Origin of the sequence: Actinacidiphila polyblastidii (assembly GCF_036353415.1) — a bacterium.
Taxonomy (GTDB): Bacteria; Actinomycetota; Actinomycetes; order Streptomycetales; family Streptomycetaceae; genus Actinacidiphila; species Actinacidiphila polyblastidii.
In genome coordinates, this window is the sequence record NZ_JAZEWV010000032.1 from 71,816 (window position 1) to 83,280 (window position 11,465).

At 75.3% G+C, this 11,465-nt stretch carries 11 protein-coding genes; 4 read left to right on the top strand and 7 right to left on the bottom strand.

The genetic code is table 11. From position 1 onward, the window contains the following. Nucleotides 1–2: 2 nt before the first annotated feature. On the bottom strand, nt 3–383 hold the full coding sequence (locus V2S66_RS27385; protein WP_330799381.1) for a BlaI/MecI/CopY family transcriptional regulator: 381 nt from the start codon (nt 381–383) through the stop codon (nt 3–5). A 346-nt stretch (nt 384–729) separates the two neighbouring features. On the opposite strand from V2S66_RS27385, the gene V2S66_RS27390 reads away from it, so the two are divergent. Continuing rightward, a complete protein-coding gene (locus V2S66_RS27390) occupies nt 730–1,488 on the top strand; it encodes a COG4705 family protein (protein ID WP_330799395.1) in 759 nt (252 codons plus the stop codon). Between the two features lie 18 nt (nt 1,489–1,506). On the opposite strand, the gene V2S66_RS27395 is transcribed toward V2S66_RS27390, so the two are convergent. From V2S66_RS27395 to V2S66_RS27410, 4 genes are all read right to left on the bottom strand, one after another. Continuing rightward, on the bottom strand, nt 1,507–2,217 hold the full coding sequence (locus tag V2S66_RS27395; RefSeq protein ID WP_330799382.1) for a phosphatase PAP2 family protein: 711 nt from the start codon (nt 2,215–2,217) through the stop codon (nt 1,507–1,509). Between the two features lie 8 nt (nt 2,218–2,225). Further along, nucleotides 2,226–2,843 (bottom strand): phosphatase PAP2 family protein, encoded by a 618-nt coding sequence (locus V2S66_RS27400; RefSeq protein WP_330799383.1) that lies wholly within the window; start codon nt 2,841–2,843, stop codon nt 2,226–2,228. 273 nt (nt 2,844–3,116) lie between these two features. After that, nucleotides 3,117–3,326, bottom strand: a complete 210-nt coding sequence (locus V2S66_RS27405) for a hypothetical protein (protein WP_330799384.1) — start codon at nt 3,324–3,326, stop codon at nt 3,117–3,119. Beyond that, on the bottom strand, nt 3,323–4,099 hold the full coding sequence (locus V2S66_RS27410) for a COG4280 domain-containing protein (protein ID WP_330799385.1): 777 nt from the start codon (nt 4,097–4,099) through the stop codon (nt 3,323–3,325). The genes V2S66_RS27405 and V2S66_RS27410 overlap by 4 nt, the downstream gene beginning before the upstream one ends. A gap of 314 nt (nt 4,100–4,413) precedes the next feature. On the opposite strand from V2S66_RS27410, the gene V2S66_RS27415 reads away from it, so the two are divergent. Then, nucleotides 4,414–4,770: a VOC family protein gene (locus V2S66_RS27415; RefSeq protein WP_330799386.1), complete on the top strand. Its 357-nt coding sequence runs from the start codon at nt 4,414–4,416 to the stop codon at nt 4,768–4,770. 90 nt (nt 4,771–4,860) lie between these two features. Further along, the gene (locus tag V2S66_RS27420; protein WP_330799387.1) at nt 4,861–7,287 is read left to right on the top strand and encodes an excinuclease ABC subunit UvrA; all 2,427 of its coding nucleotides are present in this window, start codon (nt 4,861–4,863) and stop codon (nt 7,285–7,287) included. Between the two features lie 56 nt (nt 7,288–7,343). Here V2S66_RS27420 and V2S66_RS27425 read toward each other — a convergent pair whose 3' ends face one another. Next, on the bottom strand, nt 7,344–7,907 hold the full coding sequence (locus V2S66_RS27425; RefSeq protein WP_330799388.1) for a CGNR zinc finger domain-containing protein: 564 nt from the start codon (nt 7,905–7,907) through the stop codon (nt 7,344–7,346). A gap of 237 nt (nt 7,908–8,144) precedes the next feature. Here V2S66_RS27425 and V2S66_RS27430 point away from each other — a divergent pair, with 237 nt between their 5' ends. Further along, nucleotides 8,145–10,103, top strand: coding sequence for a cholesterol oxidase substrate-binding domain-containing protein (locus tag V2S66_RS27430; protein WP_330799389.1), 1,959 nt, complete (start codon nt 8,145–8,147; stop codon nt 10,101–10,103). A 20-nt stretch (nt 10,104–10,123) separates the two neighbouring features. On the opposite strand, the gene V2S66_RS27435 is transcribed toward V2S66_RS27430, so the two are convergent. Beyond that, entirely contained in the window at nt 10,124–11,038 is a 915-nt protein-coding gene (locus V2S66_RS27435) for a helix-turn-helix transcriptional regulator (protein WP_330799390.1), read from the bottom strand. Nucleotides 11,039–11,465 lie beyond the last annotated feature (427 nt).

The following is an 11,465-nucleotide window of genomic DNA, read 5'->3' on the forward strand; positions in this document are numbered from 1 at the left end:
GTTCAGCCCTCCAGCGGCTCGTGCAGCAGCTGCTCCAGCAGCTGCTCGTCCTCGGAGGGCAGCTCCGCGACGAACCGGGCCAGTACGGCGGCCCGGTCGGTGCCCTTCTCCAGCAGCGCGCGCATGCCGGCCGCGACGTGCCCGGCCTCGTCGTGCACCGGCGAATAGCGGTATCCACGACCGGCCCGCTCCCGGCTGACCAGGCCCTTGTCGTTCAGCCGGGACAGGATGGTGAGGACCGTGGTGTAGGCGGGATCACCGGTCAGGCCGTCGCGGACGGTGGCGGCGGACGCCGGGGCTCCGACCGCCCAGAGGGCGGCGAGCACCTCGTTCTCCAGCGCGCCGGGTGCGCGGCGGCCGGCAGGTCCGATGTCCTGAGGCATGGTTCCAGCTCCTTGGCCCGCGCGTGGTGTCGTCGTCAGCCGACCAGGACCAACCTACTACAGTGCGTAGAATCCAGGTCCGGCGTCCCGTCCCACGGCCCCAGGCCCGAGGTCCGGAGCCGGAGGGCGGGCCCCGGCCCCTGCCGCGCCGGTCGTCCCGGCTTTCGTCTACAGTCCTGTAGTCAATGCGGGTGGACGGATCGGCGCCTTGCGCCGGGAGGGCGGAAGCGCTGTGGACGGGTCGGGAAACGGTGGTACGGCCGAGGCGGAGACCGGGCTCGGGGCGCCGGGCGGACTGATCGAGGAGGCCGCCCCGGTACGGCACCGCCGCCCGAGGGCGGCCGGTGTGCACGGCGCGGCGGGCGCGGCCTTCAGCAAGGTGCCCGAGGTGACCGCCCTCTTCTGGGTGACCAAGGTGCTCACCACCGGCATGGGCGAGACCACCTCGGACTTCCTGGCACGGGTCCTCGGCCCGGTGGCGGCCGGCGCGATCGGCCTGCTCGGCCTGGTGGGCCTGCTCGCGCTCCAGTTCCGCTCCACCCGGTACTCCGTCTGGACCTACTGGTCGGCGATCGTCATGGTGAGCGTCTTCGGCACCATGGCCGCCGACGTGGTCCATGTCGTCGCAGGCATCCCGTACGCGGTCTCGACGGTGGCCTTCGCGGTCGTCCTGACGGTCGTCCTCGTCGCCTGGTACCGCAGCGAGGGGACGCTGTCGATCCACAGCATCCGCACCCGCCGCCGCGAGACGTACTACTGGGCGACCGTCCTCACCACCTTCGCCCTGGGCACCGCGGTCGGTGACCTGACCGCGGGCAGCCTGCACCTGGGGTACTTCTCGTCCGGTGTGATGTTCGCCGCACTGATCGCGGTGCCGGCCGTCGGCGGGCTCGTCCTGCGGCTCGACGCGGTCGCCGCCTTCTGGACGGCCTACGTGCTGACCCGGCCGCTGGGCGCCTCGTTCGCGGACTGGATGGGCGTTCCGAAGGCCCGCGGGGGACTCGGGTGGGGCACGGGACCGGTCAGCCTGGTGCTGACCGTGGTGATCGCGCTGCTCGTGGCGGTGCTCGCCGCCGGCCGGCGCCGCACCCGCCCCGCTCGCTGAGCCGTCAGCGGCGCGCCGTCACCGGCGCGCCTCGCGGTCGGCCGGGCTCGCCGCACCGGGGCCGCGGCCGGGCGGGCGGATGTGCCGGTCGGCCACCAGGCCGAGCACCGGCAGCGTGAGCGCGAGCCACGCCGTGGCCAGCAGCCAGCCGCCCAGGACGTCGGTGGGCCAGTGCACGCCGAGGTAGACCCGGGTGCAGCCGATGAGCACGGCCCACAGCGCGCACAGCCCGACGAACGTGCGGGTGGCGGTGCGCGGTGCGCTGTTGCGCACCGCGGACCAGGCGAGCAGTCCGGCCGCCAGAGCGGCTGTCGTCGTATGGCCGGACGGGAAGGACGAGCCGCCGGCGACGGCCGCCCAGTCGGCCGCGGGGGGCCGGGGGCGGCCGACGGCGGTCATCACGGCGACGCGCACCGCCTGCCCGGCCAGCAGCAGGGCGACGGCGGCGACGGCGACGGTCGCCTCCTTCCTGGGGGAGGCCGGCCGGCCGCAGCCGGTCCAGCCGGCGAGCATCGCGGCCACGTACGGCACCGGACCCGAGCCCGTCGCGGTGAGCAGCAGCGCCACCGAGGTCAGCGGCTGCGGCCGGTGGCCGACCGTCCACCGGTGCAGCGCCCGGTCGGGGCCCAGCGGCCCGCCGCCGTGCGCCGCGACAGCCCAGGCGAGCAGGGCGAAGAGGACCCCCGACGAGGCGACCAGGACGACGGACCGGCCCGGGAGGGGGCGCACGGGTGGCCTCATCCCGCTTGGACCAGCGGCCGCAGCGGACCGGTGCGCAGCCGTTCCACCAGCGCCGCCTGCCGCCCGGACCAGCGGGCGAGCGGAGCGCCCAGCGCGACGCCGAGCACCGCGGCCGCCACCACGTCGTGCGGATAGTGCACCCCCACGAAGACGCGGGACGCGCCCTCCGCGGCGGCGGCCACGGCGGCCACCGCGCCGAGCCTGCGGTCGACGACCCAGATCGCCGCCGCGGCGGCGAAGGCGACGACCGTGTGGTTGCTGGGGAAGGACCAGTCGCCTGCCCCCGGGCAGCTCTCGATCGTGAAGCTGCCCGGCAGGCTCCGGCAGGGCCGTGCCTCCCGCACCGCCGACTTCACCAGCATGTCGACGCCGAAGACCGCGGTCACCACGATCGGCGCGAAGAGCGCCTGCGCCATCGTGCCCGGGTCGGCGTGACGGGCGCGCCACCAGACGAGGAGCATCAGCACCGCGAAGATCACGAGGCCGTAGGACGAGAACAGCCCGACGGCCCGGTCGAGTGCGTGCGGGCTGTGCCGGGCGGCGTCGGTGATGGACCGGTAGAGGCCGCCGTCGATGTGGCTGCCGTCGAAGGCGAGGGCGCTGCTGGCCGTCATGTCCCTCCTCCGGTTCTGGCAGACGCGTCGATCGCGGCGGGAGGCCGCGCGCGCCTGGCGGATGGGAGTCGCCGGGCGACCCGTTCGTCTACAGGAATGTAGACCGTCTACACGACTGTAGACGATGGAGGCGGAAGACGCCGACCATGAAGGAGTCAAGATCCTCGGGCGGCTCCCGGGAAGGCGGCGCTCAGCACCGCCCGGACGGCCCAGGGGCCCCGTACGGCCTGCACCGCCCGGACGGCCTGCACCGTCCTGACGGCCCGGCGGCGCTCAGCGTCCGCGGGCGGCCCGCACGGCCCGGCGCAGGGAGTGCGCCAGCGCTGCGGCGACGCCGGCCGGCAGCAGCCACCAGGCGTTCACCCCGGCCGCTTCCAGGCCGGCGGTGGCCCCGAGGCAGCCCACCACCCAGGCGGCGATGCGCCAGTCGTCCCCGATGACGAAGTCGTACCAGAAGAGGGCGAAGGCCCGGAGCCGGGTCATCGGTGGACCTCCTTCGGGGCCGTGGCCGGAGGCGGGTCGGCCGCGCGCACGGCGGCGAGCCGCAGGATCCTCGTGTACGCGAGGGCGAGCAGCGCCACGGCCGGGACCAGGACCAGCAGCGCCGCGTCCGACCCGGGCCAGGACACCCGCGCGCCCTCCGCCGCCCAGAACAGGCCGAACGAGGTCAGCAGCGTGCCGACCGCGAACTTCAGCGTGTTCTCCGGCACCCGCGCCAGCGGGGCGCGGACCGCCAGGCCGACGCCCGCCACCACGGCCACGGCGGCCGCGGCCGCGGCGGCGGCCAGCGGCACATCGTGCTGGCTGCCGCCGAACGTGACGACGATGAAGGCCACTTCGAGGCCCTCCAGGGCGACTCCCTTGAAGGCCACGGTGAACGCGTACCAGTCGCGGACCGCGCCGCGCCGCGCCTGCGGGGCCTCGCGCGCCGCGGCGACCCCGGCGGCGAAGGCGGTGGTCTCGTCGCGCTGCGCCTTCCACCCGGAGGCCCGCAGCACCGCCTTGCGCAGCCACTGCAGGCCGAACACCAGCAGCAGGGAGCCGACCACCGACCGCAGGGCGCCCAGCGGGATCTGCGCCACGGCCGGCCCGAGCGCGCCCACGACCACGACGAGGCCGATCAGCGCGGCCCCCGCGCCCTTGAGCGCCGACGGCCAGTGCCGGCCGGTCCCGGCGGCGAGCACGATGGTGACCGCCTCCACCGCCTCCACCGCGCAGGCGAGGAACACGGTGACGACCAGCGCGAGCGGGCTCACGGCACCCCCTCCTCCCTCGGCGGACGCAGCGCCGTCAGGCCGACTACAGATATGTAGACGCGATTCATCGGCCAGTGTGCCATGCGGCCCGCCGGCGAGAGGTCCCCGGTGGGGGGCCGGTTGGGGCGCCCTGCCGCCCGCGGCCCGCGCACGGGAGCCCGCGGGGGCAGGGGTCGGGAGGGCCGGGGGCGACCGATCAGGAACGGAGAAGCACCGGTCGCAGGCCGTCGGTAGCGTGACGGCCGTGGGGTTCCGCCCGTCCTGGAACCCCGCGGACCGAGCCGCGCAGGCGGCCCACGACGTCAGGAGCGACCATGACCGGCACGACCACCCAGGGGATCAAGACCGTGCTGCACCCCGTGACCGACCTGGCGAAGGCCAAGCCGGTGTACGAGGCGCTGCTCGGCGTGCAGCCGCAGGCCGACGAGTCGTACTACGTCGGGTTCGAGGCCGGGGGGCAGCACATCGGCCTGGTGCCGGGCGGCGGACCGCAGGGGACGGCCGCACCGGTGGCCTACTGGCACGTGGCGGACCTGGCGGCGAAGCTCGCCGAGGTGACCGCCGCGGGGGCCACCGTACGGGAGCCGGCACACGACGTCGGCGGCGGCCGTATGGTGGCCACCTTCACCGACCCCGACGGCAACGTCCTCGGGCTGCTCCAGGACCGCTGAGCGCCGCGCCGCCCGGCCCCTCCCGCCCCCCGTCCTGCCGCGCTTCACGATCCGCGCGCGGCCGCCGCGGCCCGAACGCATGGAGACACCATGAGCACGTCCCCGAGGGCGGACCGGCCGCAGGCCGCGCCGCACGCCGCCGACCGCCACGACCTGATCCGCGTGCACGGCGCGCGTGAGAACAACCTCAAGGACGTCAGCATCGAGATCCCGAAGCGCCGGCTGACGGTGTTCACCGGCGTCTCGGGTTCGGGCAAGAGCTCCCTGGTGTTCCGCACCATCGCCGGGGAGTCGCAGCGGCTGATCAACGAGACGTACAGCGCCTTCGTGCAGGGCTTCATGCCGACCCCGGCGCGGCCCGAGGTCGACGTGCTCGACGGGCTGACCACCGCGATCATCGTCGACCAGCAGCGTCTCGGCGCCGACCCGCGGTCCACGGTCGGCACCGTCACCGACGCCAACGCGATGCTCCGCATCCTCTTCAGCCGGCTCGGCGACCCGCACGCCGGACCGCCGAGCGCGTACGCCTTCAACGTCCCGTCGGTCCGTGCGAGCGGCGCGATCACCGTCGAGCGCGGCAACAAGAGGGCCGAGAAGGTCACCTTCCAGCGCACCGGCGGGATGTGCCCGCGCTGCGAGGGCCGCGGCACGGTCACCGACCTCGACCTCACCCAGCTCTACGACGACGCGAAGTCGCTCGCCGAGGGGGCGCTCGCCGTCCCCGGCTACCAGCCGGGCGGCTGGAACCACCGGCTCTACAGCGAGTCCGGCCTCTTCGACCCGGGCAAGCCGATCGCGAAGTTCACCAAGAGGGAGCTGCACGACTTCCTGCACCACGAGCCGGCCAGGATGAAGATCGCCGGGATCAACATGACCTACGAGGGTCTGGTGCCGCGCATCCGCAGGTCGATGCTCGCCAAGGACAAGGAGGCGATGCAGCCGCACATCCGGGAGTTCGTGGAGCGTGCGGTCGCCTTCACCACCTGCCCCGAGTGCGGCGGCACCCGCCTGAGCGAGGGCGCCAGGACGTCGAGGATCCGGCGGACCAGCATCGCCGACGCCTGCGCGATGCAGATCAGCGACCTGGCCGCCTGGGTCGCCGGGCTGGACGAGCCCGACCCGGGCTTTCCCGGCTCCTCGGGCGGGGGGCACCCCACGGTGGCGCCGCTGCTCGCCGCGCTGCGGCAGACGCTGGACTCGTTCAGCGAGATCGGCCTCGGCTACCTCTCGCTCGACCGGCCCTCCGGCACGCTGTCGGGCGGCGAGGCGCAGCGCGTGAAGATGATCCGGCACCTCGGCTCCCCGCTGACCGACGTGACCTACGTCTTCGACGAGCCCACCGCCGGCCTGCACCCGCACGACATCCAGCGGATGAACGGCCTGCTGCTGCGGCTGCGGGACAAGGGCAACACGGTGCTCGTGGTGGAGCACACGCAGGAGACGATCGCGATCGCCGACCACGTCGTGGACCTCGGCCCCGGCGCCGGCGCCGCGGGCGGCACGGTCTGCTTCGAGGGCACCGTCGAGGGACTGCGGGCCGGCGGCACCGTCACCGGCCGCCACTTCGACGACCGCGCCTCGCTCAAGGAGCAGGTGCGCAGCCCCACCGGGACGCTGGAGATCCGCGGCGCGACCGCGCACAACCTGCGCGACGTCGACGTGGACATCCCGCTCGGGGTGCTGGCGGTCGTCACCGGTGTCGCGGGCTCGGGGAAGAGTTCGCTGGTGCACGGGTCGATCCCGGCCGGCGAGGGCGTGGTGTCGATCGACCAGAGCCCGATCCGCGGCTCACGGCGCAGCAACCCGGCCACGTACAGCGGCCTGCTGGAGCCGATCCGCAAGGCGTTCGCGAAGGCAAACGGGGTGAAGCCGGCGCTGTTCAGCGCCAACTCCGAGGGCGCCTGCCCCACCTGCGACGGCGCCGGCGTGATCTACACCGAACTGGCGATGACGGCCGGGGTCGCCAGCACCTGCGAGGAGTGCGAGGGCAGGCGGTACCAGGCGTCGGTGCTGGAGTACCGCCTCGGCGGGCGGGACATCAGCGAGGTGCTCGCCATGCCGGTGACCGAAGCCGAGGAGTTCTTCGGCGCGGGCGAGGCCCGCACCCCGGCCGCGCACGCCGTCCTCGGCCGGCTCGCCGACGTCGGGCTGGGCTATCTGAGCCTCGGCCAGCCGCTCACCACGCTCTCCGGCGGCGAACGGCAGCGGCTCAAGCTGGCCGCGCGGCTGGCCGACAAGGGCGGTGTCCTCGTCCTCGACGAGCCGACCACCGGCCTCCACCCGTCCGACGTCGAGCAGCTGCTCGCCCTGCTCGACCGGATCGTCGACGCCGGCACGTCGGTCATCGTCGTCGAGCACCACCAGGCGGTCATGGCGCACGCCGACTGGATCATCGACCTCGGCCCCGGGGCCGGGCACGACGGTGGCCGGGTCGTCTTCGAGGGCACACCCGCCGACCTGGTCGCCGGTCGCGCGACCCTCACCGGCGAGCACCTCGCGGCGTTTGTGGGCCGCTGACCGCGGCGGTCGCCCGCCGCGCCCCGCGGGTGGCCCTCAGTGGCAGAGGTCCGCCGTCACGCGGCGGGGACCGGGTCGCTCTCCTTCTTACGGGCGCGGTAGGCGGCGGCCTTGATCTTGTTGCCGCAGGACTCCATGCCGCACCAGTGCCGGCGCATGCCGCGCGACCGGTCGATGTAGATGCGGGTGCACTCCGGGTTGTCGCACTCCTTGAGCAGCGGCACGTCCGGTCCGCCCAGCAGCTCGACCGCCTGGCGGGCGACGGCGGACAGGGCCTCCTGCGGTGTCGCCACCGTCCGCCGCCCCGCCGCGGTGAGCTGCGGGGTGGCGGGGGTCTCGCGGGCGGCGCCGTTCAGCAGGGCGAGCGCGTCGTCGTCGAACTCCTCGCCGTGACGGCGGTCGGCGACCAGCCGGTAGATCGCCTCCCGCACCGCGGTCGCCTGCTCGACATCGGCCTGCCGCGCGGGCGAGAGGGCGTCGACGACGCCCGACTCGACGTACCAGGCGCCCAGCCGGTCCGGCGTCACGAACATCTCGAACCGCACCGACCGGCGGGCTCGCAGCGTCGCGGCGAAGTCGAGGGCGGGGTTCCCGCAGACGAAGACATGATTCAGATCCACGTCACCATTCTGACGGGTGACTGCGGTATGTGCAAGGGCCCGGGTGCCTCGGGCGCCCCGGGCGGCTCTGGGAGCCCCGCGCCGGATGCCCGTGCCGGGGCCGGTGTCGCGAGGAGCAGGCCGCCGAACGCCTGAGCCCGGGGCGGGACGGACGGACGGGGCGCGACGGGAGCGCGACAGGGCGCCGCATCGCCAACCGGCCCCCGGGCAGGGGGAGTCGGTGCTGCAATGGACGGCATGGCATCGACACCGCCCAGCGACCAGCCCGCCGGCGTCCAGGCGAATCCCGGCGTCCAGGCGAATCCCGCCGCCCGGACCGACCCCGGCCTCAGGACCGACCCCGGCGCGGGCGGCCGGGCCGGCGGCCCCGGGCTCTCCCGGCGCCGCCTCCTCGCCACCTCCGCGGCCGCAGGTGGCGCCGCATGGCTGCTGCGCGGCGTGGTCGGGCCGCAGAGCGCCGAGGCGGCCGCGCGGGAAGCCGCCGGCGCGGCGCCGCTGCCGCCGGGCTTCCCGCCGGGCGTCGACGTGCACCTGGGCGTGTACGAGAACTGGGCCGGCGAGATCCGCACCGACGAGCTGTGGACCTGCGTCCCGCGCACCCCCCAGGACGTGGTCGACGTCGTCAACTGGGCGTTCGGGTCCGGCTGGCAGGCCCGCGCGCAGGGCCACCGGCACGGCTGGTCGCCGCTCACCGTCGCCGCGGACACCCCCGCGGCGGCGCACGTCGTGCTCCTCGACACCACCGTGCACCTCACCGCGATGTCCCTCGCGGCGCAGCCGGGCGACGGCTCCGCGCTGGTACGGGTCCAGGCCGGCGCGTCACTGGAGGCGCTCCTCGCCTTCGCGGGCGGCTCGGGGCACGGCGTGGCGGCCGCCCCCGCGCCCGGCGACCTCTCGGTGGGCGGCGCGCTCGCGGTCGGCGCGCACGGCACCGCCGTCCCCGCCGCCGGCGAGACGCCGGGCCCCGGCCACGGCTACGGCTCGCTGAGCAACCTCGTCACCGAGCTGACCGCCGTCGTCTGGGACGCCGCCGCCGGCCGCTACGCGCTGCGGACGCTCGGCCGCGCCGAGCCCGACTGCGACGCCCTGCTGACCCACCTCGGCCGCGCCTTCGTCACCGAGGCGGTGCTGCGCGTCGGCGCCGACACGCGCCTGCGCTGCGTGTCCCGGCTCGACATCCCCGCCGCCGAGCTGTTCGCCGCCCCGGGAACCGCCGACCCGTCCCGTACGCTCGCCGGCTTCGTGGACGCCGCGGGCCGCGTCGAGGCCATCTGGTTCGCCTTCACCGACCACCCGTGGCTGAAGGTCTGGAGCCTGGCGCCCGACCGCCCGCTCGGCTCCCACGAGGTGTCCGGGCCGTACAACTACCCCTTCTCCGACAACCTCCCCGAGCCGGTGGCGCGGCTGGCCGGCGACCTGGTGTCCGGCGCGTGGGAGAGCGCGCCGCTGTTCGGGCAGGTGCAGTACCTGCTCGCGAAGGTCGCGCTGACCGGCGACATCACCGACGTGCTGCTCTCCGGCAGCGCCGTCCGCGATGTGCTGACCGGCGACGTCCTGACCCACCTGCTGGCCGGCGGGCTGCGCTCCGACCTGTGGGGCGCCTCGCGCGACCTGCTGGAGTACGTGCGTCCCACCACGCTGCGGGAGACCGCGAACGGCTACGCGGTGCTCACCCGCAGGGGCGACCTCCAGTGGCTCGTCGCGGAGTTCACCACGCGGTACCGCGCGCTGCTCGACGCGTACGCGGCGCGCGGCGAGTACCCGGTCAACGGGCAGGTCGAGATCCGGGTGACCGGCCTCGACGACCCGGCCGTGTGCGGGGTGCCGGGCGCCCGGCCGCCGCTGCTGTCCGCGCTGCGGCCGAAGGCGGACATGCCCGCCTTCGACACCGCGGTGTGGTTCGACATCCTCTCCCTGCCGGCCACACCGGCCCTGCACCGCTTCTACCGGGACATCGAGCAGTTCCTGCTCGGCGGCCTCGACGCCGGGCGCGCCGCGGTCCGGGTCGAGTGGTCCAAGGGCTGGGCCTACACCGGGACCGCCGCCTGGGCCGACCCGGAGGTGCTGGCCACCGCCGTGCCCGCCTCACTGCGCGCCCCGGGCGCGCCGGGCTGGGACGAGGCGGTCGCGGCCCTGGACCGCCTCGACCCCCACCGCGTCTACTCCACGCCGCTGCTGGACGCCCTGACGGGCTGAGCCCGGCGGGGCCGAGGCGGTCAGGGCGGCGGCGGTCGGTGCGGCGCGGGGCCGCGTTCGCGCGGCGGCCCCGCGGCCGGCTCGCCGGTCCAGCTCGCCAGCAGCCGCAACGCCTCCTCGGACGGCGAGCCGGGCTCCGCGGTGTAGATGCCGAGCGTCTGGTCCGGGTCGCCGGTGACCGCCAGCGCCTCGTAGTCCAGCGTGAGGGCGCCGACCACGGGGTGGTGGAAGTGCTTGGCGCCGAAGGTGCGGCGCTGCACGTCGTGGTCGGCCCACCAGCGCCGGAAGTCCTCGTCGCGCAGCGACAGTTCACCGATCAGCTCGGCGAGCCGCGGGTCGTCGGGATGCCGGCCCGCGTACAGGTGCAGGGCCGCCACACTGGACCGGGCCACGCCCTCCCAGTCCGGGTACAGCTCGCGGGCCGCCGGGTCGAGGAAGACGAAGCGGGACATGTTGCGCTCGCGGTGCGGGAGCGCGTCGAAGTCGGTGTAGAGCGCGCGGGCCAGCCGGTTGGCGGCCAGCACGTCGGTGCGCCGGCCGATCACCAGGGCCGGGGCCTCGGTGAGGGTGTCGAGCACCCGGTGCAGGCCCTTGCGCACCCGCTGCGCCGGCAGCGGACGGCTGCGCCCCCGGCCGGGCCTTGCCACCGCGAGGAGATGGCCGCGCTCGTCCTCGTCGAGCCGCAGCGCGCGGGCGACCGCGTCGAGCACCGCCTCCGAGACGTGCAGGCTGCGTCCGCGCTCCAGCCGCACGTAGTAGTCGACGCTCACCCCGGCCAGCTGCGCGACCTCCTCCCGCCGCAGCCCCGGCACCCGCCGGACGCCCGGCGGCGGGGTCAGCCCGGCCTCCTCGGGCGTGATCCGGGCCCGCCGCGAGCGCAGGAACTCCCGCAGCTCGCTGTTGGCCGCGGGTACGGGGGTGCGATCGGCGCTCATGTCTCCACGCTACGGCGGCCGCGCGGCCCCGGCGCGGCGCAAAGGGGTCCTGCCGGAACCCCGCTGCGGGACGGGGCCTCCGGACGCCGTGGCGGACGGATTCTCTGCCGTTGCCGATTGCCCGGCGAATGGTGTTTCGGACGGTGCACAGGGGGGATTGATCTCCTCGCTCAGGCGTGGACACCCGGGGACCGCGCGTACTGCCGCATGCCGTGACGTCCTGAAGCTGTGACGTTCCGGCGCGCACCGATCTGACGCACCGAGTCCTGAAGCTGCGAAGCCGCGATGCCGCGATCCGAGGAGACCCATGCCCAGCGCCGACGACGAGCGCCCCACCCCGTCCGCCGCCCCAGTCCCCGTCCCCACCCCCGCCTTCCCCGTCCCCACCCTGCCCGTGCCCACCGTGCCCGCCGCCGCCGTGCCCGCC

What these genes read in the sequence shown, in the direction of transcription:
- V2S66_RS27415 (WP_330799386.1), top strand. Translation starts at nt 4,414, where the DNA reads ATGACCGGCACGACCACCCAGGGGATCAAGACCGTGCTGCACCCCGTG.
- V2S66_RS27405 (WP_330799384.1), bottom strand. Translation starts at nt 3,326, where the DNA reads ATGACCCGGCTCCGGGCCTTCGCCCTCTTCTGGTACGACTTCGTCATC.
- V2S66_RS27420 (WP_330799387.1), top strand. Translation starts at nt 4,861, where the DNA reads ATGAGCACGTCCCCGAGGGCGGACCGGCCGCAGGCCGCGCCGCACGCC.
- V2S66_RS27435 (WP_330799390.1), bottom strand. Translation starts at nt 11,038, where the DNA reads ATGAGCGCCGATCGCACCCCCGTACCCGCGGCCAACAGCGAGCTGCGG.
- V2S66_RS27430 (WP_330799389.1), top strand. Translation starts at nt 8,145, where the DNA reads ATGGCATCGACACCGCCCAGCGACCAGCCCGCCGGCGTCCAGGCGAAT.
- V2S66_RS27385 (WP_330799381.1), bottom strand. Translation starts at nt 383, where the DNA reads ATGCCTCAGGACATCGGACCTGCCGGCCGCCGCGCACCCGGCGCGCTG.
- V2S66_RS27400 (WP_330799383.1), bottom strand. Translation starts at nt 2,843, where the DNA reads ATGACGGCCAGCAGCGCCCTCGCCTTCGACGGCAGCCACATCGACGGC.